Source organism: Pseudomonas sp. NPDC089918 (assembly GCF_050280605.1).
Classification (GTDB): Bacteria; Pseudomonadota; Gammaproteobacteria; order Pseudomonadales; family Pseudomonadaceae; genus Aquipseudomonas.
The window spans coordinates 21307-45169 of sequence record NZ_JBNNVP010000048.1 but is presented as its reverse complement, the minus strand read 5'-3'; the positions used below and the strand labels follow the sequence as shown (position 1 = coordinate 45169).

At 60.7% G+C, this 23863-nt stretch carries 23 protein-coding genes; 6 read left to right on the top strand and 17 right to left on the bottom strand.

The annotated features are described in order from the left end of the window. Positions 1-2238: ribonuclease E/G (locus ACQKPC_RS25815; RefSeq protein WP_427627281.1), on the top strand; the 2238-nt coding region annotated here is incomplete at its 5' end. Between the two features lie 195 nt (positions 2239-2433). Here ACQKPC_RS25815 and ACQKPC_RS25810 read toward each other — a convergent pair. From ACQKPC_RS25810 to ACQKPC_RS25755, 12 genes are all read right to left on the bottom strand, one after another. Then, on the bottom strand, positions 2434-3027 hold the full coding sequence (locus ACQKPC_RS25810; RefSeq protein ID WP_427627279.1) for a nucleotidyltransferase family protein: 594 nt from the start codon (positions 3025-3027) through the stop codon (positions 2434-2436). Next, positions 3024-4007, bottom strand: a complete 984-nt coding sequence (locus ACQKPC_RS25805; RefSeq protein WP_427627277.1) for an XdhC family protein — start codon at positions 4005-4007, stop codon at positions 3024-3026. Before ACQKPC_RS25805 ends, ACQKPC_RS25810 begins: the two co-directional genes overlap by 4 nt. Further along, entirely contained in the window at positions 4007-6328 is a 2322-nt protein-coding gene (locus tag ACQKPC_RS25800; RefSeq protein ID WP_427627275.1) for a molybdopterin cofactor-binding domain-containing protein, read from the bottom strand. The genes ACQKPC_RS25805 and ACQKPC_RS25800 overlap by 1 nt, the downstream gene beginning before the upstream one ends. Next, complete coding sequence (locus ACQKPC_RS25795; RefSeq protein WP_019650423.1) at positions 6325-6795, bottom strand: (2Fe-2S)-binding protein; 471 nt, start codon at positions 6793-6795, stop codon at positions 6325-6327. The genes ACQKPC_RS25800 and ACQKPC_RS25795 overlap by 4 nt, the downstream gene beginning before the upstream one ends. 247 nt (positions 6796-7042) lie before the next feature. Further along, complete coding sequence (murB, locus tag ACQKPC_RS25790) at positions 7043-8062, bottom strand: UDP-N-acetylmuramate dehydrogenase (RefSeq protein ID WP_427627272.1); 1020 nt, start codon at positions 8060-8062, stop codon at positions 7043-7045. Then, positions 8059-8523, bottom strand: coding sequence for a low molecular weight protein-tyrosine-phosphatase (locus ACQKPC_RS25785; protein WP_427627270.1), 465 nt, complete (start codon positions 8521-8523; stop codon positions 8059-8061). Before ACQKPC_RS25785 ends, murB begins: the two co-directional genes overlap by 4 nt. Beyond that, complete coding sequence (kdsB, locus tag ACQKPC_RS25780; protein ID WP_427627268.1) at positions 8523-9287, bottom strand: 3-deoxy-manno-octulosonate cytidylyltransferase; 765 nt, start codon at positions 9285-9287, stop codon at positions 8523-8525. Before kdsB ends, ACQKPC_RS25785 begins: the two co-directional genes overlap by 1 nt. After that, positions 9284-9469, bottom strand: coding sequence for a Trm112 family protein (locus ACQKPC_RS25775; RefSeq protein ID WP_003174668.1), 186 nt, complete (start codon positions 9467-9469; stop codon positions 9284-9286). Before ACQKPC_RS25775 ends, kdsB begins: the two co-directional genes overlap by 4 nt. Positions 9470-9494: 25 nt before the next feature. Next, positions 9495-10505 carry a tetraacyldisaccharide 4'-kinase gene (lpxK, locus tag ACQKPC_RS25770; RefSeq protein WP_427627266.1) on the bottom strand — a complete coding sequence of 337 codons (1011 nt, stop codon included), beginning with the start codon at positions 10503-10505 and terminating at the stop codon, positions 9495-9497. Beyond that, complete coding sequence (locus ACQKPC_RS25765) at positions 10505-10933, bottom strand: ExbD/TolR family protein (RefSeq protein ID WP_427627264.1); 429 nt, start codon at positions 10931-10933, stop codon at positions 10505-10507. Before ACQKPC_RS25765 ends, lpxK begins: the two co-directional genes overlap by 1 nt. Further along, positions 10930-11565, bottom strand: coding sequence for a MotA/TolQ/ExbB proton channel family protein (locus ACQKPC_RS25760; protein WP_008067747.1), 636 nt, complete (start codon positions 11563-11565; stop codon positions 10930-10932). The genes ACQKPC_RS25765 and ACQKPC_RS25760 overlap by 4 nt, the downstream gene beginning before the upstream one ends. Positions 11566-11662: 97 nt before the next feature. Next, positions 11663-13897: a DNA internalization-related competence protein ComEC/Rec2 gene (locus ACQKPC_RS25755; protein ID WP_427627262.1), complete on the bottom strand. Its 2235-nt coding sequence runs from the start codon at positions 13895-13897 to the stop codon at positions 11663-11665. 136 nt (positions 13898-14033) lie between these two features. Here ACQKPC_RS25755 and ACQKPC_RS25750 point away from each other — a divergent pair, with 136 nt between their 5' ends. After that, positions 14034-14549: a DUF2062 domain-containing protein gene (locus tag ACQKPC_RS25750; protein ID WP_427627260.1), complete on the top strand. Its 516-nt coding sequence runs from the start codon at positions 14034-14036 to the stop codon at positions 14547-14549. A gap of 169 nt (positions 14550-14718) precedes the next feature. Here ACQKPC_RS25750 and ACQKPC_RS25745 read toward each other — a convergent pair whose 3' ends face one another. The 4 genes from ACQKPC_RS25745 to ACQKPC_RS25730 all read right to left on the bottom strand — a co-directional run bounded on the left by ACQKPC_RS25745 (position 14719) and on the right by ACQKPC_RS25730 (position 17886). Beyond that, positions 14719-15498, bottom strand: a complete 780-nt coding sequence (locus ACQKPC_RS25745; protein WP_007905224.1) for an ABC transporter permease — start codon at positions 15496-15498, stop codon at positions 14719-14721. Next, positions 15495-16427 carry an ABC transporter ATP-binding protein gene (locus ACQKPC_RS25740; RefSeq protein ID WP_427627257.1) on the bottom strand — a complete coding sequence of 311 codons (933 nt, stop codon included), beginning with the start codon at positions 16425-16427 and terminating at the stop codon, positions 15495-15497. Before ACQKPC_RS25740 ends, ACQKPC_RS25745 begins: the two co-directional genes overlap by 4 nt. 132 nt (positions 16428-16559) lie before the next feature. Next, positions 16560-17183: a glutathione S-transferase family protein gene (locus tag ACQKPC_RS25735; RefSeq protein ID WP_427627255.1), complete on the bottom strand. Its 624-nt coding sequence runs from the start codon at positions 17181-17183 to the stop codon at positions 16560-16562. Between the two features lie 43 nt (positions 17184-17226). Continuing rightward, entirely contained in the window at positions 17227-17886 is a 660-nt protein-coding gene (locus tag ACQKPC_RS25730; protein ID WP_427627253.1) for a transglutaminase-like domain-containing protein, read from the bottom strand. Positions 17887-18134: 248 nt separating this feature from the next. Between ACQKPC_RS25730 and ACQKPC_RS25725 the strand changes: the two genes are divergently transcribed. Together ACQKPC_RS25725 and ACQKPC_RS25720 are read left to right on the top strand one after the other, a co-directional pair. Then, positions 18135-20582, top strand: coding sequence for an acyl-CoA dehydrogenase (locus tag ACQKPC_RS25725; protein WP_427627252.1), 2448 nt, complete (start codon positions 18135-18137; stop codon positions 20580-20582). A gap of 100 nt (positions 20583-20682) precedes the next feature. Continuing rightward, the gene (locus tag ACQKPC_RS25720; RefSeq protein ID WP_007905217.1) at positions 20683-21090 is read left to right on the top strand and encodes a PA2817 family protein; all 408 of its coding nucleotides are present in this window, start codon (positions 20683-20685) and stop codon (positions 21088-21090) included. A gap of 194 nt (positions 21091-21284) precedes the next feature. Here the strand turns inward: ACQKPC_RS25720 and ACQKPC_RS25715 are convergent, their stop codons facing one another. Then, on the bottom strand, positions 21285-22283 hold the full coding sequence (locus ACQKPC_RS25715) for a LysR family transcriptional regulator (RefSeq protein ID WP_427627249.1): 999 nt from the start codon (positions 22281-22283) through the stop codon (positions 21285-21287). Positions 22284-22373: 90 nt separating this feature from the next. Here ACQKPC_RS25715 and ACQKPC_RS25710 point away from each other — a divergent pair, with 90 nt between their 5' ends. Together ACQKPC_RS25710 and ACQKPC_RS25705 are read left to right on the top strand one after the other, a co-directional pair. Continuing rightward, on the top strand, positions 22374-23000 hold the full coding sequence (locus ACQKPC_RS25710; protein WP_427627247.1) for an alanyl-tRNA editing protein: 627 nt from the start codon (positions 22374-22376) through the stop codon (positions 22998-23000). 92 nt (positions 23001-23092) lie between these two features. Next, positions 23093-23863, top strand: a complete 771-nt coding sequence (locus ACQKPC_RS25705) for a 2OG-Fe(II) oxygenase (protein WP_305446515.1) — start codon at positions 23093-23095, stop codon at positions 23861-23863.

Genomic DNA, 23863 nt, shown 5'->3' with positions numbered 1-23863 from the left:
GCACTGCAGACCAACCTTGAAGCTGCCGAAGAAATCGCCCGTCAGTTGCGCTTGCGCGACATCGGCGGCCTGATCGTCATCGACTTCATCGACATGACCCCTGCCAAGAACCAGCGCGCCGTGGAAGAGAAAGTCCGCGAATGCCTGGAAGCCGACCGCGCTCGCGTGCAAGTCGGTCGCATCTCGCGCTTCGGCCTGCTGGAAATGTCCCGTCAGCGCCTGCGTCCATCCCTGGGCGAAAGCAGCGGCATCGTCTGCCCGCGTTGCAATGGCACCGGCATCATCCGTGACGTTGAATCGCTGTCGCTGGCGATCCTGCGCCTGATCGAAGAAGAAGCCCTGAAAGACCGCACCGCCGAAGTTCGCGCACAAGTGCCGATTCCGGTTGCAGCTTTCCTGCTCAACGAAAAACGCAACTCGATCACCAAGATCGAACTGCGCACCCGTGCCCGCATCGTCATTCTGCCGAACGATCACCTCGAAACGCCGCACTTCGAAGTTCAGCGTCTGCGCGATGACAGCCCGGAAGCCGCGGTCGGCCAGTCCAGCTACGAAATCGCTGCTGCCGCTGCCGAAGTCGAAGAAGTCCAGCCAGCCGCTGCGACCCGCACCCTGGTTCGCCAGGAAGCCGCGGTCAAGACGGCTCCGGCCCGCGCCAACGCTCCGGTTCCGACCGAAGTCGTCGCGGCTCCGGTGGCTGCACCGGCCGTCGCCCCAGAGCCAAGCCTGTTCAAAGGCCTGGTGAAGTCGCTGGTCAGCCTGTTCGCCACCAAGGAAGAGCCTGCTGCGCCGGTTGTGGTTGAAAAGCCAGCCACCGAACGCCCTGCTCGCAACGAAGAGCGCCGCAACGGCCGTCAACAGAGCCGCAACCGTAATGGTCGCCGCGATGAAGAGCGCAAGCCTCGTGAGGAACGTGCACCGCGTGAAGAACGCGCACCACGTGAGCCACGTGAAGCCCGCGAAGAAGCTCCAGCAGTCGCCCAGGAACGCGCTCCGCGCGAAGAGCGCGCACCACGCGCCCCTCGTGAAGAACGTGCACCGCGCGCCCCGCGTGAAGATCGCAAGCCACGTGGCGAGCGTGAAGAACGTCCGGTTCGTGAATTGCGCGAGCCTCTGGATGCCGCTCCGGCCGCTGCTGCCAGCGCTGAAGAGCGTCCAGCCCGTCAGCCACGTGAAGAACGCGCTCCACGCCCACCGCGTGAAGAACGTCAGCCACGTACCGAGCAAGCCGCTGCTGCCGTTGCTGAAGAAGAGTTGACCACCAACGAAGAGCAACTGCAGGAAGACGGTCAGGAAGGCGCCGAAGGCGATCGTCCGCGCCGCCGCTCCCGTGGCCAGCGTCGTCGCAGCAACCGTCGTGAGCGTCAACGCGATGCCAACGGCAACGTGATCGAAGGTTCGGAAGAGTCCGAGTCGGCTGAAAACGCCGAAGCGCCAAGCGCTGCCGATCTGGCCGCCGGCCTGGCTGTTACCGCAGCCGTTGCCAGTTCCGTGATCAGCGCACCTGCTGAAGCACAAGCCAATGAGCAAGCTGAACGCGCCACTGCCGCCACTCTGGAAACCGCTCCGGTTGAAGCTCCAGTGGTTGAAGCGACCACACCAGTAGAAGTCACCGCTGCTCCGGAAATCGAAGTAGCACCGGTTCGTGAAGCACAGCCTGAAGTTGAAGCTGCCGCTGAGCCGGCCGTCGTCGCTGAACCAGTGGCTGCTACCGAGCCTGTGGTTGAAGCGCCGGCTGAACCGGTACGTGAAGTTCGCGAAGAACAAACCACGTTCAACTGGGTTGCCGAGCCACCTGTAGCGGTCGAAGCTCCAGCGCCAGCCGCTGAAGCTCCGGTTGCCGAAGCCATGGTCTCCGAGCCAGTGGTTGCTGCTGCCGAGCCTGCTCCGGTGGTTGAAGCGCCTGTGGTTGCCGAACCGGTGGTTGAAGCCACCCCTGTCAGCGCCCTGACCCCAAGTGGCCGTGCGCCGAATGACCCGCGTGAAGTGCGTCGTCGCAAGCGTGAAGCCGAGCGTCTGCAGAAGGAAGCCGAACTGGCTGCCGCTGCTGCTCCGGCCGCTGCCGAGCCAGCCCCGGTTGTTGCTGAAGTTGTCGAGGCAGCCCCTGCCCCGGCCGCTGAAGTCGCTGCCGAACCGGTTGAATCCGCGATCGACGAAGCACCGCGCTCCGTTCAGGAAGCGGTAGAGCAACACGAGCAAGCCCAGGAAAAAGAGCACGAGCCTAAACCCCTCGCCTGATTCCATCGGCCATTAAAAAGCCCCGCCTGGTGATCCCAGGCGGGGCTTTTTTATGTTTGCGGGGAAGCAGCGGGACCGCGTTGTGGATCGTTCCCACGCTCTGCGTGGGAATGCAGCCCGGGACGCTCCGCGTCCCAAGCGGACGCAGAGCGTCCATTGAGGCATTCCCACGCAGAGCGTGGGAACGATCATCCATCAGGCAAAGATCAACGCCTCTGGCACATCCACATCCCACAACACCCCGGGATCCTCCACTGCCACCTCGACCACCCTCGCCTGTGCGAACAGCGACTTGGCGCCGTGATCACCGGTCAACGCCATCAATCCCGGACCAAAGCTTCGCCCGAACCCCACCGGATGCCCATACTGCCCCTCATGCACCGGCACGCTGACGGCATCATCCGCAATGGCCGCGACGACCTGCTCAATACTGGACGGCAGAATAAACGGCATGTCCCCCAGCACGATCAACCAGCCACCGAGTTGTGAACACGCCGTCACACCCGCCGCAATGCTGTCGCCCAGACCGGTCGACTCGATCCGCACAATCTCGCAACCATAGGCCTGAGCCATGCGAATCACTTGCGGGCGATCCGCCGTGGTCACCAGTACGCGCTTCTCAAGCGCGGCCGGCAGATTCACCAGCACCTGCTCGATCACCGAATGCACGGTGACGCCATCACGAGCGGTGCAGTCCACTAGCAGCTTGTCCTTGTCGTCGCCCGCTACCTGTCGAAACCGACTGCCCTGCCCCGCGGCCAGAACGATAACGCCAATGGAGTCGCTCATACGCCCTCCTGCAACGGCCTCTTGTGTTTCAGCTCGACGCCGTTCTTGATCGCCACAATTTCGGCCAGCAGCGACAAGGCGATTTCCGCCGGTGTATGGCTGCCGATGTGCAAACCGATCGGGCCGTGCAAGCGCTCGATGGCCTGTTGTGACAAGCCTAGCTGAGCCAGGTTGTCCCGGCGCTTCTGGCTATTGATCCGCGAACCCAGCGCACCGACATAAAACGCCTTGGAGTCCAGCGCCGTGAGCAGCGCCATGTCATCCAGGCGTGGATCGTGGGTCAGCGCGACAATGGCTGTGCGCTCGTCGGTCTGGATGGTCAGCACCGCTTCGTCGGGCATGCCCGGGACGAAGCGACCGTGTTGCTCTTCCCAGCCGTAGACGAACTCGGTGCGCGGATCGCAGATCAGCACTTCGAAATCCAGCAGCCGTGCCATCTCGGCAACGTAGCGCGACAGTTGGCCGGCGCCGATCAGCAACAGCCGCCAGCGCGGACCATAAATGGCGCGCAAGGTCTGTCCGTCAAACACCAGCACATCAGTCTTGCTCGCTGGCTGCAGAATCACTTCACCGGTCGCCAGGTTCAGCTCACGCGCAACGATTTCATGGGCCTCGCAGCGCGTCAGCAATTCGGCAACCCACGCCGGATCACCGACGCGCTCCTCGGTCAGGCGCAACGTGCCACCGCACGGCAAACCAAACCGTGCGGCCTCCTCCCGGGTGACGCCATAGGTAATCAACTGCACCGGCGGCCCATCGGCCGGGATACGGCCATCGTGCAGCCGGGCAATCAGGTCATCCTCGACGCAGCCACCGGACACCGAGCCAATCACCACGCCGTCTTCACGCAAGGCCAGCATGGCGCCAGGTGCCCGGGGTGCGGTGCCCCAGGTCTGGACCACGCTGTACAACATCACCCGCTGACCGGCGCGGCGCCATTCCAGCACGCTGCGCAGGACGTTCAGATCGACGCTGTCCATCAGGCTTGTGCCTTCTGCCAACCTTGCAGCTGATAGCGTACCGGCAGATTACGGATACGCTTGCCGGTGGCGGCGAAGATCGCGTTGCACAGCGCCGGCGCAATCGGCGGCACGCCCGGCTCACCGACTCCGCCCAATGGCACATTGCCCGGTGGCGTGACCAGATGCACGGCGACTTCCTTCGGCGCCAGGGACATGCGCGCCACTTCGTACATGTGGAAGTTGTCCTGCTGAACCTTGCCGTCCTTGAAGCTGATCTCCCCCAGCACCGCGTTGCCCAGCCCCATGACGCAGGCACCTTCGAACTGCGAGCGAATCCGCTCGGGGTTGATCTGCGGGCCGCAATCGACGGCGATGTCGGCCTTGTGCACGATCAGCGTGCCATCGTCTTTGACTTCAACCTCGATCACCGCCGCCACATACGTGACGAAGCTGTAATGCACCGCCAGGCCTAGCCCTCGGCCCTTGGGCAACTCACGCCCCCAACCGGCCGCTTTGGCGGCGGTTTCCAGCACGGTGCGCATCCGTGCAGTGTCGATTGGATAACGCTCGGGAGATTCGCCGTAGTTCCACTCTTCACTCAAGGTGCGCGGATCGATCTGACGGTCCGGCCCGAGCAATTTGATCTGGTACTTGAGTGGATCCTGGCCAGCCTTGTGGGCCAGTTCATCGACAAAGCTCTGAATCGCAAAGCCGTGGGGAATGTTCGACACCGAGCGATACCAGCCAACCCGGGTATGGACCGTCGCTTCAGGGTTTTCCAGGCGCACGTTGGGAATCGCGTAAGCCATGTTGGTAAAGCCCATGCCCAGTTCGAAAGCCGCCTCATGGTTCATGCCCGGCGCGAACAGTGCGGTGATACTCGGCGCCACTGTGCGGTGCAGCCAGCCGGACGGCAGGCCGTCCTTGTTCAGGCTGGCTTTCAGGTATTCAGCAGACACGGTGTGGAAATAGGAGTTGTGGATGTCGTCTTCACGGGTCCATTGCACCCGCACCGCCTTACCCGGGAACTCCTTGGCCAGGATCGCCGCTTCAACGACGAAGTCCGGCTTGGACTTGCGACCGAAACCGCCGCCGAGCAAGGTGACGTTGAACGTGACGTTATCGAATGGAATGCCGAGGCGCTCGCCGATCCGTTCGCGGGTGACTTGCGGGGCCTGGCTTGGGGCCCAGGCTTCGCACACGCCGTCCTTGAAGCGGGCGATGGCGACCATCGGTTCCATTGGCGATTGCGCCAGGTGCGGCAGGTAGTAAGAGGCTTCGAGGGTGCTGTCGGCGCTGCTCATGGCCTGGTCGATGCTGCCGGTATTGCGCACCACTTTGCCGGGCTTGAGGGACGCGGCTTCGAGTTCCTTGCGGTAGGCGATCGAGTCGTAACTGGCGTTGGGGCCGTCATCCCACTCGATCTTCAGCGCTTCGCGGCCCTTGATAGCGGCCCAGGTATTGCTGGCCACCACGGCCACGCCGCCCAGAGGTTGAAATTCGGACGGCAACGGACGGCTTTCGATTTGCAGGACCTTGATAACACCCGGGACTTTCATCGCGGCGCTGGCATCGAAGGATTTTACCTTGCCGCCGTAGACCGCTGGCCGCGCGATGGTGGCGAACAGCATGCCGTCGAAATGCACATCGGCGCCGTAGACCGCACGACCATTGACGATGTCCTCACCGTCGATGGCCTTGGTGCCTTCCTTGCCGATGTAACGGAATTCCGATGGCTGCTTGAGCCGCAGGCTGTCGCGGGCCGGTACCGCCAGTGCCCCGGCAGCAGCGGCCAACGCGCCGTAGCCCAGTTCACGACCCGTCGGTTGGTGAATGACTTTATGCAGTTGTGCATGGCACTCGCTGACCGGCACTTTCCACTGCGCGGCGGCGGCTTGCTCAAGCATGGTCCGCGCGGCAGCACCGCAACGGCGCATCGGCTCGTACCAGTGACGCATGCTGCGCGAACCGTCGGTGTCCTGATTGCCGAAACGCACTTCGTCGCCCGGCGCCTGTTGCACTTTGACCAGCGCCCAGTCGGCGTCCAGCTCATCGGCCACTACCATAGTAAGACTGGTGCGCACGCCCTGGCCCATTTCCGAGCGGTTGCAAACCACGGTTACGCTGCCATCGGCGGCGATGCTGACGTAAACCTTAGGATCATCGATCCAGCCGTTGGGCATGCCGTCGGCGCCGAACTTCTTGTCTTTTTCGGCGGCGAGCGCGTCCTGCCAACCCCAACTGGCAGCCAGCACCAGCGCACTGGTGGCGCCCACGCCTTTGAGAAAGCCACGGCGACTGAGGTTGCTCAGCGCAAAATCATTGGGTAGCTGGCTCATGCCTTGGCCTCCTTCAGGTGAGTGGATGCCTGACGGATGGCAGTCTTGATCCGGTTGTAGGTGCCGCAACGGCAAATGTTGCCGACCATTGCCTCTTCAATCTGCTCGTCGCTGGGGTTCGGATTGGTTTTGAGCAACGCCGTGGCCGACATGATCTGCCCACCCTGGCAGTACCCGCACTGAGCCACGGCGCTGTCGAGCCAGGCTTGCTGCACGACTTTGCCAACCGGGTCGGCGTGCAGGTTATCGATGGTGCTGACGTTCTGGCCGATTACCGAGCCGATTGGCGTTATGCAACTGCGCGCAGGCGCGCCGTCGATATGAATGGTGCAGGCGCCACACAGGCCCATGCCGCAGCCGAATTTGGTGCCGTTGTAACCGGCCACGTCACGGATCGCCCAGAGCAGCGGCATGTCCTCGGTGACATCTAGTTGATGATCTTGTCCATTGAGTTTCAGGGTAATCATGGGCACGCCCGCCATTTTTTCTCATAAGAGGTCGAGGTTATGGGGTCGAGCAATCTGTCGCTGGGTTCCTTCACGCAGATCGACTCAGGCTAATGGGCTCTCTTATGCAGACGGCGACGTCTGCATCGGGCCTTTGGTGGAGCAAATGCTTGCATCGTTAGGTGGCTAAGTTAACTGAGCATTAACAAAAAAGCCCTGCACATTTGAAAGATGTGCAGGGCTTTGGAATCAGCCTGAAAGCCTAGCCTCAATACTGATTGGGTTCCATTTCCAGGTCGACTTTGAATCGCTCTGAAATATCTTTCTGAATACGTTGTGCCAGGTTCAGCAATTGCAGGCCTGTTGCGCCGCCGTAGTTGACCAGCACCAGTGCCTGTAATTTGTGTACACCGGCATCGCCTTCGCGAAAGCCTTTCCAGCCGGCCCGTTCGATCAGCCAGCCCGCCGCCAGCTTCATTTGCCCGTCGGGTTGCGCGTAGGCCACCAGCTCCGGGTATTGCTCCTTGAGTTGCGCCACTAATGTTGCCGGCACCAAGGGGTTCTTGAAGAAGCTGCCGGCATTGCCAAGCACCGCCGGGTCCGGGAGCTTTTCGTTGCGAATGCTGCAAATGGCCTGGCTGACATCGGTGGCAGTCGGGTGATCAATGCCCTGTTCAGTCAGGCGCTGACGCACCGGGCCGTACTCCAGATGCAGGTGTGCGGCGTGATCCAGGGCAAAACGAACGCGCAGGATCAACCACCGCCCCGGTTCCTGTTTGAACAGGCTGTCGCGGTAGGCGAAGTTGCACTCGGCCAGCGAGAAGTCGCGCAGCTCACCGGTCTGGCGATCGAGGGCGGTCAGGCCGGCAAAAACGTCTTTTATCTCGACGCCATAAGCGCCGATGTTCTGCATCGGTGCCGCGCCGACAGTGCCGGGGATCAAGCTGAGGTTTTCCAGCCCCGACAGCCCTTGCACCAAGGTGTGCTGCACAAACGGATGCCAAGGCTCGCCGGCCTCGGCTTCAATCACGACCTTGCTGCCGTCATCACTGAGGATGCGAATCCCGCGTGTGGCCATGCGCAGTACCAGCGCCTGCACATCAGCAGTCAGCAGCAAATTGCTGCCGCCGCCGATAACCAGCACGGGCACATTATGTTCCAACCCATAGGCCAGGGCTTCGCGCACGTCAGCATCGCTATGCGCCTCGGCAAACAGCCGGGCCTGAACGTCCACGCCAAAGCTGTTGTACGGTTTGAGCGAAACCTGGGGTTGAAGCTGCAAACTCATAACCGGCCCTTCAATTCGATCACCAGCAGATCGCTGGCGCGCTCGATCAGGTCCAGCACCTGTTCGAAACCCTGGTCGCTGTCGTGATAAGGGTCCGGCACTTCATCGATTTCCGACTGGTAGCGACGAAGGAACAGGTCCAACTCGGCCTTGCCCTTGGCCGGTTGCAAGGCCTTGAGGTGGCGCAGGTTGCTGTTGTCCATCGCCAGAATCAGGTCGTAGGTGGCGAAATCGGCGCGGGTCACTTGCTGAGCGCGCTGGGCGGACAGGTCGTAGCCGCGCAGCTTCGCCGCGGCCTGGCTGCGCTTGTCCGGGGCCTTGCCGACGTGCCAGTCACCGGTGCCGGCGGAGGCCACTTCGACTTGATCGGCCAGCCCCGCCTCACGCAGTTTGTGCCGCAATACGCCTTCGGCCGTGGGCGAACGGCAGATGTTGCCCAGACAGACGAACAGAACCCGCATCAGGCCTCCAGCAAGCGACGAACGCGCTCGAGGTCTTCAGGGGTATCGACGCCGGTCGGCGGTGCAATCAGCGCATCGGCGACGTGAATCCGCACGCCGTGCCAGAGCGCCCGCAGTTGCTCCAGAGACTCGGTGTTTTCCAGCCAGCACGGGCCCCAGATGACGAAGTCCTGCAGGAAACCGGCGCGATAGGCATAAATGCCGATGTGGCGGCGATACGGCACGCCTTCCGGCAATTGCTCGCGGCTCTTGGCGAACGCGTCGCGAGCCCACGGCAAAGTGGCTCGACTGAACGTCAGCGCCAGGCCATTGAGGTCGCTGACCACCTTGACCACGTTGGGGTTGAACAGGGTTTCCACATCTTCGATCGGCTCGGCCAGGGTGGCCATGCGCGCTTCGGTGTGGGCGGCCAGGTTGGCGGCGACCTGATCGATCACGCTCGGCGGAATCAACGGCTCGTCGCCCTGAACGTTGACCACAATGGCGTCCGGGGCCAGGCCCAGTTTCGCCGCGACTTCGGCCAGACGGTCAGTGCCGGAATTATGGTCTTCGCGCGTCAGCACCACGTCGGCACCAAAGCTTTTGCAGGCCTCGACAATGCGCGCATCGTCAGTGGCAACGACCACGCGCTGGGCACTGCTTTTGCTCGCCTGTTCCCAGACGTGCTGGATCATCGGCTTGCCGGCGATCAGCAGCAGGGGTTTGCCCGGCAGACGGGTGGAGGCATAGCGCGATGGAATGACAACGGTAAAGGCTGTGGTCATTTATCCAGACGCTCGTCGGTGGTCAGGGTGCGCGCTTCACTTTCGAGCATCACCGGGATGCCGTCGCGAATCGGGTATGCGAGGCCAGCGCCCTTGCTGATCAGCTCGGTTTTGTCGGCGCTGAGCTTGAGCGGACCTTTGCAGATCGGGCAAGCGAGGATATCGAGCAATTTGGTGTCCATGAACATTCCCTGGATAGAAACGGATTTAAGGCAAAAGACGAGCCGGCAACAGGCGCATCAGCTGCGTATCGAACCAGGCCACGAAGGCCGGCGATGGCGCAGCATCGACCGCCAGGTACCACCAATCGGCGGCGGCGAAGGCACGGCACTTCACCGCGTCCTTTTCCGTCATCACCACTGGCAATGACGGTGTGAAATTCAAGGCCTGCACGCTGTACTCGGCGTGGTCGGCAAATGCATGCAGCACTGGCCGCCAGTGTAGCGTTTCGAGGGTCGTGAAGAAACGCTGGGGATTGCCGATCCCGGCCACGGCGTGAATAGCCTGGCCTGAGGGGAAGTGGTCAAGGGGCCGGCGTTCGCCGCTTTGCAGGTTGACCAGTGCTGTGGGTTGCAGCTGGAAGGCAAAACCGTCGATGCGGTCGGCCGTGGCACCGTTGTAAAGCACCGCATCGACGCTTTGCAGGCGCTCGATCGGTTCGCGCAACGGCCCGGCCGGCAGGCAACGCTGGTTGCCCAGCCCCCGGGCGGCATCGATCAGCACCAGTTCCAGATGCCGGGCCAGCCGGTAATGCTGCATGCCGTCGTCGGAGAGGATCAGGTCCAGCGGCTCGCTCGCCAGCAAGGCTTTGACCGCGCGGCTGCGGTCCGGATCGATCATCAGCGGCACGCCGGTACGCTGGACGATCAGCAATGGCTCATCGCCCGCCATGTCCGCGCCTTGATCCGCCTCGACCCGCCACGGCAATTGCGCAGGTTTGGCGCCGTAGCCACGGCTAACCACGCCGACCCGCAGACCGTTGCGCTGGCAGTGCTGGATCATCCACAGAATCAGCGGCGTCTTGCCGGTGCCGCCTACCGTGATGTTGCCGACCACGATCAGCGGCACCGGCGGTTGGTAGATCTCGCCCTCGCCCGCCAAAAAGCGTTTGCGCTTGCCGGTGACCACGCGTCGATACAGCCATTCCAGAGGCTGCAACAGCTTCAACGCCGGATGACCTTCGTACCACGCAGCGAGCAATCGATCGGACATGGCCATCAGGACGCCGGTGCCGCCTCGACTGTGGTCATGCGCAAGTGACTGAAACCGAGCTTGCCGGCAGCGTCCATTGCGGTGATAACGGACTGATGGGGGGTCTTGCCATCAGCGCTGATGGACAACGGCAGGTTGGTATCGCCGTTGGATTCTTTCTGTAGCGCTTCCATCAGGCTGGTCAGGTCATTCTTGGGCAACAATTGGTTGTTGACCGAGAACACCCCTTCGGCGCTGATAGCGATGTCCAGTTGCTTGGCCTGCTGGTCTTCGGCCGGGGAACCGCTGACCGCTTCCGGCAGGTCGACGCGCAACTGGGTTTCACGGGTGAAGGTGGTGGTTACAACGAAAAACAGCAGCAGGATAAACACCACGTCGATCAACGACGCGAGGTTTATGTCGACTGTTTCCCGCGGTTTACGACGGAATTTCACGCTTTGCCCTCAGCCAGATCCACGTCGCGATCACCTTGCACTACCTCGACCAGCTTGATCGCTTCCTGCTCCATGCCCACCACCAGCTCATCTATGCGGCGTTGCAGGAAGCGGTGGAAGAACACGGCCGGAATACCAACCATCAGACCGGCAGCGGTGGTGATCAGCGCTTTGGAAATACCACCGGCCAGTACCGAGGCGTTGGTGCCCATGCCCGTGCCCATGAATGCACTGAAAATATCGATCATGCCCAGCACCGTACCCAGCAGACCCAGCAACGGGGCCATGGCAGCAATGGTGCCGAGGGCATTGATGTAGCGCTCGAGCTCGTGAATCACCCGCGCAGCGGCTTCTTCGATGCACTCTTTCATGATCTCGCGGCCATGCCTGGAATTCGCCAGACCGGCGGCCAGGATCTCGCCCAACGGAGAGTTGGCACGCAGTTCCTTGAGCTTTTCTTTATTGAGTTGTTTGTCCTTGATCCAGACCCAGACCTGCCCGAGCAAATGCTCCGGGGTCACGCGGCTGGCACGCAGGGTCCAGAGACGCTCGGCGACGATCGCCATGGCCGCGATGGAACTCAGAATGATCGGCAGCATCATCCAGCCGCCGGATTTGACCAATTCCCACACAGTGACAGTCCCCTCGAAAAAGTGCGCCACTCTAACATAGGGGGTGGACGCACCGAAGACCGCGATGTCGTATCCGGTCGGGCTTCGACAGTTCGGGTTACTGGCTGGATGGTGGCAGATCGCGCCAGAAGCGCCGTTCTTGAAGCATCGTCCACGGCGGCTTGAAGCGCCCCAGTTGCAGACGAATGGCACCTTGCTCGGCGCTGTCGTAAATCGCCACGCCGCGTTTTTGATACCGCGCCACGACCGTGGGATGGGGGTGGCCGAAAGAATTGCCGTTGCCACGGGAGATCAGCACCGCTTTGGGTTGCAATACGCTGAGCAACGCCATCGAAGATGAACTGCGACTGCCATGGTGCGGGGCCAGCAACCAATCCGTCGGCACCGCCAATGGACCGTCGAGCAGCGCCCGCTCGGCCGCGCTATCGATATCGCCAGTCAGCAGCAACCGCTCGCCATTGGCTTCGATCTGCAGCACACAGGACTTCTGATTGCTGTCGATGGCAGACGGCCACTGCCAGAGTTGAAACTTCACATCGTCCCAGGCCCATTGCCGACCGCTCTCGCAGCCCTCGGCGTGCAGTTCGTCTGGCAGGGCCTGGTGATCGCCGCTCAGTATTTGCTTCACCGGTATTCCATTGGCAATTGCTCGCGCACCGCCGGCGTGATCGGCGTCGGCATGGCTGATCAGCATCAGATCGAGCCCGTTCACACCCAGTTTGCGCAATGATGGCAACACCACCCGCTCACCCAGATCGATATCGCCGAACCGTGGCCCGGCGTCATACAGCAAGGTGTGATGGCGGGTACGCACCAGGATTGCCAAACCCTGACCGACATCCAGTTGCCAGACCTCGGCCATGCCTTCAGGCAACGTGTGCAGGGGCGAAAAAACCAGTAACAGCAGCATCGGCCAGCCCAACGGGCGCAACGGCACGCCTCGCGGCAATAACAGCAGAAAAGCCCCCAATGTGCCGACCGCCCATACCCACAACGGGACCGCCACCGGAACCCACGCGGGCAATTGCCCGGCGATCAACGCCAACCCCTTGAACAAAAGATCGATCAGACCGCCGGCCAACCACAGCAATCCTTCGCCCACATAAGGAACGGGCAACAACATCGTCCCAAGCAAGGCCGGCGGCAGGACAACCAGACTGACCCAGGGCACCGCCAGCAAATTGGCAAGCGGCCCGCTGAGACTGATCGGCAACCCCAGCACCAACAGCAGCGGGCACAGACCGATCGCGATCAGCCATTGAGCGCGAGTCCAGGTTTGCCACCAGCGCCATGCCCCCAATCGGCCGCCAAAAGTGAAAATCAGCACCGCGACCGCTGCAAAGGACAACCAGAAACCCGGTTGCAGGCTCGCCAGCGGGTCCAGCAGCAAAACGCCATCAAGCGCCAGCAACAGCGGCCACCATGCGCCGAGGTGACGAAACCGTAGTCGCCACAACAGCACCAGACCGATCATCAGGCAGGCCCGCCGCACCGGCACCTCGAAGCCGGCCAGCAGCCCATAACCGAGCGCCGCCGCGAACGCCAGTCCGCATGCCCATGGCAGCCACGGCAAGCGCTTGGGCCATAAGCCAAAACGCGCCAACCCGGCGATCAGCAGATACACCACTCCCGCCAGCAATCCCACGTGTTGCCCGGAAATCACTAATAGATGCACGGTGCCGGTGTCTTGTAGCACCTGCCAGTCCTCACGACTCAATCCCGCGCCATCCCCCAGCACTAATGCCGTCAGCGCACCCGTTCGCCCTTGAGCATCCACGGCCTGCAAACGCTGACGGATGCCGTCACGCCAGGCCCACTGTGCTTCCATCAGTCGCTGGCCATCCTTGACGGTCCCGGTGGCGCCGATGTGCCGGGCCAACAACCAGGCGTCGTAATCGAACGCATGCGGGTTGAGCAACCCGGCAGGACGCTTCAATTTGACCGCCAGCCTCCAATGCTCGCCGCTATTGACGGGCGGCCCGCCATACCAGGCCAGGCGCAGGTGCCGAGGCAGTCTGGTGCGACGCGACTGACTGTCCGTCAGTTCGAAACGCACTACGCCCTCGGCCTGCTGCGGCAACCCGGTCACACGACCTTCGAGCCAGCGAGTCTCGCCATCAAGCGTCGCTGCCAGGCGATCATTCAGCGCCCACTGTGCATTCGCGCCCGCCCAACTGAAACCGAACAGAAAAAATGCCAGGGGGAAGGTGCGAAACGGCAACAACATCAAACCCACTACCGGCAACAACAGCCACAACCCCGCTGGCGGTAGTACCGGTAAAAAACGCAGGGCCAACAGACCCAACGCCAGCGCCATCATCCCTGTGCGCATAAGCCCGTCCTTGAGAGTTCCAGCCCTAGGCTTAGCCGGTCTGTCGCACGTCCGCCGTTATCAATTGTCACAAAGTCTGAATGGGCGGTTCGTAGAATCAAGACATACTTGCCGCCTTAACCGACCGAGAAGCCTTATGCCCCGGCGCTTGTTCAAACGTTACATGCCAGACCCGACCAGCATCAGGGAACACAAATCCTTACGCTTTCTCGGCACCCTGCTGCATGACCCGAACCTCTGGCACCTCAATCGCCACTCCGTCGCGCGGGCCATGGCGGTCGGTCTGTTCGCGGCGTTCCTGCCCATTCCGTTGCAGATGCTGTTGGCGGCCATCCTTGCCATTGTGGTGCGCGGCAACATGCCGATTGCCGTCAGCCTGGTCTGGTTGACCAACCCGATCACCATGCCGGCGGTGTTCTTTTGCACTTACCAGACCGGCGCCTGGCTGATGGATGTTCCTGCCCGCAGCCTGCCGAATGAGCTGACCTGGGAATGGATCAGCGGCGAACTCTCGAGCCTGTGGCAACCGTTCTTGCTTGGTTCGGTGGTGACGGGGCTGGTGCTGGGTGCCCTCGCCTATTGTCTGGTGATGATGTATTGGCGCTGGTGGGTGAGTCGGCAGTGGAAGCGGCGTAAGCGTAGCCGGATGTAAGAATGCAAAACGGCCTCCGCTTGGGAGGCCGTTTTTTTGCGGTGTTTGTGCTGACGCCATCGCGAGCAGGCTCGCTCCCACACTGAATGGCGTTACCCATCTATTTTGCGATCGACACAAAACCAATGTGGGAGCGAGCCTGCTCGCGATGCAGGCGACTCGATCTTCCTTAGGTACGCATCCCGCGCCCACTCACCAGCAACCGCGCACAACCGATATACAGCACAACGGTCGCTATCAACATGAAGGTGATCGCCACGCTGATCTTGATATCCGACACACCGAGGATGCCGTAACGGAAGGCGTTGACCATGTGCAGCACCGGGTTGGCCAGCGACACGGTCTGCCAGAATGGTGGCAGCAGGCTGATCGAGTAGAACACCCCGCCCAGGTACGTCAACGGCGTCAGCACGAATGTCGGGATGATCGAGATGTCATCGAAGTTGCGCGCAAATACCGCGTTGATGAAACCCAGCAGCGAGAAAATCGTCGCCGTCAGCACCACCACCAGAACGGTCACGCCCAGGTGATGCACCTGCAATTGAGTGAAGAACAACGACAGCAGGGTCACGATGATCCCGACCATCAACCCGCGCAGCACGCCGCCCAGGGTGTAGCCGATCAGAATCGTATGCGGCGATACCGGCGACACCATCAATTCTTCGATGGAACGCTGGAACTTGCTGCCAAAGAAACTCGACACCACGTTGCCGTAGGAGTTGGTGATCACCGACATCATGATCAGCCCCGGCACGATGTACTCCATGTAGGTGAAGCCACCCATGTCGCCGATCTGCCGACCGATCAGATTGCCGAAGATCACGAAGTACAGAACCATGGTGATGGCCGGCGGCAGCAGGGTCTGTGGCCAGATCCGGGTGAAGCGTTTGACCTCGCGGTAGACGATGGTGTTGAGGGCAACGAGGTTGGGTTGCAGCTCGGAACTCATACCGCCACCTTCGACAGATTCTTCTCCACCAGGGACACGAACAACTCCTCAAGGCGATTGGTTTTGTTACGCAGGCTCAACACTTCGATGTTCTGCTGCGTCAATTGAGTAAATAGCGCGGTAATGCCCATGGCCTTGTCAACCTGAACTTCCAGGGTATGACTGTCGATCAGTTTGGCCGGGTAACCGAGCAATTGCGGGGCCACTTGCAACGTATTCTTCATATCCAGCAGGAAGGTTTCGACATGCAGTTGGCTGAGCAACTGCTTCATGCTGGTGTTCTCGACAATGGTGCCGTGGTCGATGATGCCAATGTTGCGGCACAACTGCTCAGCCTCTTCCAGATAGTGGGTGGTGAGGATGATGGTGATGCCTTTTTTGTTCAGTTCGGTGAGGAAAGTCCACATCGAGCGACGCAATTCGATGTCCACCCCCGCCGTCGGTTCGTCGAGGATCAGCAGGCGCGGTTCGTGAACCAGCGCACGGGCGATCATCAGTCGGCGCTTCATGCCGCCGGACAGGGAACGCGACGGCACATCGCGCTTGTCCCACAGGCCCAGTTGGGTCAGGTACTGCTCGGCGCGTTCCTTGGCGATTTTCGCCGGGATGCCGTAGTAACCGGCCTGGGTCACGACAATGTCGAACGTCTTTTCAAACTGGTTGAAGTTGAATTCCTGGGGCACCACACCAATGGAGCGCTTGAGTTGCGCAGGATTCTTGTCCAGGTCGTGACCGAAGATATTCACCGTGCCGCTGGTCTTGTTCACCAGGGTTGAAAGAATGCCGATGGTCGTGGATTTGCCGGCGCCGTTGGGGCCGAGCAAGGCGAAAAAGTCACCTTCGGCGACGTCCAGATCGATACCACTCAAGGCCTGGAAACCGTTGCCGTAGGTTTTGGTTAGCTGCCGGATGGACAGAGCGGAACTCATATCGGATTACGCACCAAGAAGGGAAGAAAGGAATAAATAAGGGCGGGCGGCGAGCAATGCAACCGCGGCGCACGAGCGCAATGGTGCTTGTCGCTGCCGCACAAGTACAGTCAAGTGTGTCGATAGTGAGTATTAAGTCAACGCGGTCATGACCGCCTTCTGATAGGCCGGACGCTGTTTCAGGCGCTCGTACCAGGCCTGCAAATGAGGCTGCGGCGCGCGCTCGATCGGCATCTCGAACCAGGCATAAATGAAACTGCCCAGGGGAATGTCGCCCATGCCGATCTCATCGCCCGACAGATACGGTTTGGCCGCCAGCGCTTGATCGGCCATCGACAGCAGATCGTCGCACTCCTTGATCGCAGCCTTGATGGCCGGCCAGTCCTGCTGGTCTTCCGGGGTGCGCAACACGCCCCAGAACACCGTGCGGAACGGGGCGGCAAAACTTGAGGTGGTCCAGTCCATCCACTTTTCGGCAGAGGCTCGGGCTTGCAGGTCTGTCGGATACCAGGCAGTACCGCTGGCATGACGGGCCATCAGGTAACGGACGATGGTGTTGGATTCCCACAGCACAAAACCGTCGTCGTCGATCACCGGCACGCGGCCGTTGGGATTCATCGCGCGGTACTCAGGCGTGTCGACTACACCAAAGGCGCCGCCGGCATCGATGGCTTCATAGGCCAGGCCCAGTTCTTCGGCCGCCCACAACGGCTTCCTGACATTCGACGAATTTTTCCGACCCCAGATCTTCAGCATGACCGCCCCTTTTTGGATGAATGCGCAGGCAGCATACGCCGGATCAGGCGCGACTCAAATCGCTCTGCATGTCCCCCAGTAGCACCGGCAGCTGCTCGCCAAACAGATGCGGATAGCACTTTTCCAGGTGTTCGAAAAAGAACGCTTCAGGCACATCGGTGAACTGGCCGTGATCGATCAGATATTCCATCAACTGCTCGCCGTCACGGTTGAAGGGGTGGAACACGCTGTCGTTGATCCCGTCGAACTCCAGCGGCGCGACATTGAACAGTTCGCAGAGTTGTTGATTGAAAGCCGGCGTGGCTTTGACCCAACGATCGTTCAGATATAACTCGGTGTAGCCGTGCATGGCGAACACATCGCTTTTGAGCAGTTCGAGCAGACGCGGCGTCGACAGATGATTACGCACATCTGCCAGACCGATACGCGCCGGGATCCCGCAATGTCGGGCCGCACCGGCGAGCAGCGTGGCTTTTGGCACGCAATAACTCTCCCCGGCCGCCAGCGCATAGCTGCCGCGCAAGGTCTCTGGATCGCGGCTGAAGGTGTAAGGGTTGTAGCGCACGGCCTCGCGCACCGCGTAATAGAGATTGATCGCCTGCTCAAGCGGATCGCGCCCGGCGCCACGATGTTTTTCGGCGAACTCCATCACCGAGGGATGGTCACTGTCGATGAAGCGGCCGGGGCTCAGATACGCATGCATGGCAACAATCTCCAGGGGGAAGCCACGAGTCTAGCGACACCTTCAGCACAGAGATAACGACGTTTCGGCCAAATATCAGCGTTTACCGCGCTGTCGATAACAGCGCTTAACCGTCCGCCTTCGAAATAACTGACGAATTTCAGCCGTTGCTTCCTACACGCTCAGACTCATGCTCTGGCCCCCCACTTTTATGGATGCCGTCTAAGCTCTGAAAGTGGTTTTGCCCCTGGCTTCATGGAGAATTGAATATGTTGCTGTTGTGGATACTGGTTCTGGTGGTCGGGATTGCCTACCTGGCACATCGCCGCACTGCGCCTCTGCCCGCCTTGGGCATCATCGCTGTCTATCTGCTGGCGATGGGCATCTTCAGCCATGCCCCCGTCTGGCTCATGCTGATTTTCTGGGTGATGCTCGCGGCCGTGACCGCTTTTCTGTTGCTGCCGGATCTGCGCCGAAAACTCTTCACTGCGCCAATATTCGGCTGGTTTCAAAAAAACCTGCCGCCGATGTCGCAAACCGAACGTGAAGCCATTGAAGCTGGCACGGTCTGGTGGGACGGCGAGTTGTTCAACGGGCGCCCGGACTGGAACAAGCTGCTGGCTTATCCAAAAGCGCAACTGAGCGAAGAGGAACAAGCGTTCATCGATGGCCCGACCGAAGAGCTCTGCGCCATGGTCAGCGATTGGCAGATCGGCCAGTTGCTGGATCTGCCGCCCAAGGCTTGGGATCACATTAAACAACATGGCTTTTTTGCCCTGATCATCCCCAAAGAGTACGGTGGCAAAGGCTTCTCGGCTTATGCGCACTCCCAGGTGGCGATGAAACTGGCCACCCGCAGCGGCGACCTGGCATCGACCGTCATGGTGCCCAATTCCCTCGGCCCGGCGGAACTGCTGCTGCATTACGGCACCGACGAACAACGCAATCATTACCTGCCACGGCTGGCCCGTGGCGACGATATCCCCTGCTTTGCCCTGACAGGCCCGATGGCGGGCTCCAACGTCGGCGGGATGACCGACACCGGGGTCATCTGCAGAGGTGAATGGGAAGGCAAGGAAACCCTCGGCTTGCGTCTGAACTGGGAAAAACGCTACATCACCCTCGGCCCGGTTGCGACCTTGATCGGCCTGGCGTTCAAGGCTTATGACCCGGATCATCTACTGGGCGACAGAGTCGACCTGGGGATCAGCCTCGCCTTGATTCCAACCCAGACCCCCGGTGTAGAAATCGGTCGCCGTCACCTGCCGCTGGGCGCCTCATTCATGAACGGCCCGAACTCCGGCAAGGATGTATTCGTACCGCTGGAATTCATCATTGGCGGTCAGGAGATGCTCGGCGAGGGCTGGATGATGCTGATGAACTGCCTGTCGGTCGGGCGTTCCATTTCACTGCCGGCCATCGGTACCGCTGCGGGCAAGTTCACCAGTCTGGTGACGGGCCAATACGCGCAGGTTCGCGAACAATTCAACGCACCACTGTCAGCCTTCGAAGGGATTCAGGAAGCACTGGCGCGGATCGGCGGCAGTACCTGGCTGATGGACAGCGCACGGATGCTCACCGCCAACGCGGTCGATCTCGGCGAAAAACCGTCGGTACCTTCGGCCATTATCAAATACCACCTCTCCGAACGCGGCCGCGAATGCATCAGCCACGCCATGGATGTTCACGGCGGCAGGGCCATCATCATGGGCCCGAACAACTACCTGGCGCGTAGCTGGCAAGGTGCGCCCATTTCCGTCACGGTCGAAGGTGCGAACATCCTCACACGCAATTTGATGATCTTCGGCCAGGGCGCTATTCGCTGCCATCCGTTCGTGCTCAAGGAAATGGCCCTCGCCCACCGCGAAGACAAACAACAGGCACTGATCGAGTTCGATGCACTGCTGCTCGACCACATTGGTTTTGCCGTGAGCAACGCCGCCAGCACGCTGGTGCTGAACCTCGGCCTCGGGCATTTCGAACACGTGCCCGGGGACAAGCTCAGCCAAGGCTATTTCCGTGCCCTCAACCGTCAAGCCGCGGCCTTTGCGCTGCTTGCAGACCTGAGCATGATGCTGCTGGGCGGCGAACTGAAACGCCGCGAACGGCTGTCCGCACGTCTGGGCGATGTACTCAGCTACCTGTATCTGGCCTCCGGCGCACTCAAGCGTTATCACGATCTCGATTCGCCGGAGCATATGCGTCCGCTATTCGCCTGGGCCATGGAAGAGAGCCTCGGCCAGTCCGAACGTGCGCTGGACGAACTGCTGACCAACTTCCCGAACAAGGTACTTGGATGCCTGCTACGGATGATGGTGTTCCCGTTCGGTCGTCGCCACAGAGGCCCGTCGGACAGGCTGGCGGCCGAAGTTGCAGCCGTCACTGGCCGCGCCAAGGGCGATCCAACCCTTGAGGAGTTACTGGGCGGCTGCTATCGCCCGCAATCGCCAGAGGATTCGGTCGGCGCCCTGCAGCACGCCTGCGACTTGTTGAACGCTGCCAAGCCGCTACAGAAAAAACTCAATACGGCACTGAAAAGTCGCCAGGTCAAACCCACTGTCGGAGAGTCTCCCATTGATGCCGCCCTGGAGGCTGGCGTCTTGCAACCGCTTGAAGCCCAGACCCTGCGCGAGGCAGAAGTGGCGCGACGCAAGGTGATTGATGTCGATGATTTCGATCCAAAGGAGTTGGTATTGGCCAAAGGCAAGGTCCGCTGATCCGGCGGACCCTGTGTCTTGCATGGGGCTCTTTAATATGTGAAAAGGGGCGCAGGAGCTTTATACTCCCGCGCCCGTTTTGCTCTTGAGGACTTATCTCGTGTCCAATGTCGTTGCCGATCATCTCGTCTTGCTCGACCACCTGCGCAGCATCCTGGTCGCCGTAGGTGAGGCCGAACAGGTTCCCGAAGAAAGCCATGCCTTGTTCCTGGAGCGCTTCGACGAACTGCGTGCATTGCTGCCGGTCGACCCGATCGAAAGCCAATACCTGGGCCAGGACATTCTGTGTCAGGTGATCACTCGCTATCCGCAGATCGCCCACTTGGTCCCGCGCGACCTGCTGTGGTACTTCGCCGGCGACTGCCTGCATTACATGCCCGATGATGAAATCGACCTGTACCAGGCCCTTGAAGAACGTCGCTTCGAAGCCGAACAGAACGACGAACCGTTCGACTGGAATCAGGAAAAACAGCTACTGGCGATGTCGAACCAGGACAGCAAGCACTGATTCCACTGTCAGCAAATGCAAAGGCCCGCATGGTTATTCATGCGGGCCTTTTTTTGTGGCATTGCCGAGTGATGTGGTGTTTGGGCTGCCGTCTTCGCGAGCAAGCCCGCTCCCACAATGGATTTCTGTCATACATAGAATTTGTGTCCACTGAAGATCAAATGTGGGAGCGGGCTTGCTCGCGAAGAGGCCCGTCAAAGCAACCCATCACTTTCGGGCAACTCATACTCTGCCGCGACCTTGTCCAACGCACCCGGCTTGCCCGGCCGGCTCAAGGTCGGCTCTTTCTCCAGGCATTCCACCAGATAGTCGATAAACACCCGCAACTTGGGCGGTAGATAGCGGGTTGGCGAATGCAGCAACCAGGCGCCTCCGTGGTAGGACGCCAGAAAAGTCCAGTCCGGCAGAACCTGGACGATCAGCCCTTGTTCCAGCGCATAACGGGCGGTGAAGTACGGCAGGCTGCCGATTCCGATGTGTTGCAATACCGCGCCCAGTCGCACCCCCGTGTGATTGGCGGCATAACGTCCGCGCACGCCGACAGTCACGGCTTTGCTGCCTTTCTTGAATTTCCAGCGCGCATCGCTCGGGGTTTCGCCCAGATAGATACAGCTGTGGTTGAGCAAATCATGGGGATGAGTCGGGGTGCCGTGTTCGGCCAGGTACTGTGGCGTTGCACAGAGTAAATGATCGACGGTCAACAACTGCCGCCCCACCAGCCCCGCGGGCGGGCGGTCGGTAATACGGATCGCCAGATCGACGTTGTCGTCGATCAAATCCACCTGACGGTCCTCGAGCAACAACTCCACATTCACTTTGGGATAGCGCCGCAGAAATTCGGGCATGTGCGGATGAATCACGAATCGCCCGACAGCCTTGGGCACGCTGACACGCACCAGCCCTTCCGCCTCATGGGTGAACTGACCGCTGATTTCCATCACCGACTTCGCCGCGCTGACCATCTCCTGGCAACGCTTGAACACCTCTTCGCCACCGTCACTCAGGCGCAGCTTGCGCGTGGTTCGCTGCAGCAGCCGCGTGGCGAGTGCCTTCTCCAGCCGCGAAATGCTGCGACTTACCGCCGAGGGTGAAGAACCTAATTGGCGTGCTGCTTCGGAGAAACTGCCAGTCTCGACAACCTTGACGAAAATCGCCATTTCACCGAGCAGCGGCAGGGGAAGATTTATGCTCACAGCGCAACAGTCCTTTGATGATTGAACGGATTATCACGCAATTCCACGGTTCATATAATAAAAATAGAATCTTTAATAAGAGCATGGAATATGACGCTTCGCCTCTTCTTCCATAGTGATGAGCTCAAGGCCAACGTGGAAGTCCTGGAATGCACACCCCAGGAGAACGAATTCGCTGTGGTGCTGCGGGCCACACTGTTTCATCCTCAAGGCGGCGGGCAACCCTGGGATACCGGCTGGATCGGCGAAAGCCAGGTGCTGCGCGTGGTTCAGGATCCGGACCGGATCATCCATTTTGTCGACCACCCGGTAAAACTCGGCATGACCCAGATTCGGGTTGACGAGCAACGACGCCGGTTCAACACGCGCATGCATTCAGCGGGGCACCTGATCGGTCACTTCGTCCAGGCGATGGGCTGGATGCCGATCAAGGCTCATCACTGGCCCGATGAAGGACGTGTCCAGTTCAAGCCGGCTGATAGCGCGCAGGAGGTCGATGCGCAGACGATTCAGCACGGCATCAAGCAATGGATCGCCCATGACCTGCCGCGCCTGACGTCGTTGCGCGAAGGCGCCCGGGAAATCGGTTTCGGTGAACTGCCCGCCTACGGTTGCGGCGGCACCCATGTACGGAGCCTGAAGGATTTGGGCACGGTCACGATCGCTTCCCTTTCACAGAAAAAGGGAACGCTGTCAGTCCACTACAGCGTGGATTGAGCATTTGGGCGATGTCGGCCCCGTCATCGCCTGACGCCGGGGGAGTCTGCGTTCGCGGGCTCTGTTGACTATCGATAGATGGACCTAAAGACATGATGCTTGACGTCGAGCGTCTCGATGAGACGTGCATACAAAAACTGGCCAATGAAGAAGTCCTCGCCATCCGCGTCAAGGGCTTGTTGCCTGGGCCGCTGGCGATCCAGATCGGCGACAAGATCCTCGCCCCCGGCTTCGAAGGCTACATCAACGCGCCGAGTATCGGCCGCATTGGCATGGCGTTTTATGAAGCGGAAAACCAGCCGCTGTTGATCGAAGACTATTTCGAGCGCGCCACCAGCAATATCGCCGAGTTGCGCAGCCGTTGTGCGCCCTACTCCTCTCCTGTCGACACGCTGCGCTGCATGCTCGACGAGTCCTGGCCGGCGGGGGCGCACCTGGAAAATCTCTATGGCCGCAAGATGTATGTGGGCCTGTCCCGGGTCGTGAAGCCCGGCGTGTGCTTCCTCGCCCATCACGACATTTTCGCCAAGGATGCCCCGGACAGCTTCCAGGCCAAAAGCCTGGAAGCGCAGTTCGCCTGCAATGTTTACCTGAACATGCCGACCGAGGGCGGCGCATTGCAGATGTGGGACCACGACATTTCTCCGGACCAGTTCGATGAAATGCGTGGCGACAGTTACGGCATCGACCCGGCCTTGCTTGGCCCTCCGACCCTGGAGATTCGTCCTGAGCCGGGTGATTTCATCATGTTCAATTCGCGCTGCATGCACTCGGTGACCCCGGGTGTGGACGACCCGCGATTGAGCCTTTCGTTCTTTGTCGGCTATCGCGGCAATGCTTCACCCCTGACTTTCTGGAGCTGA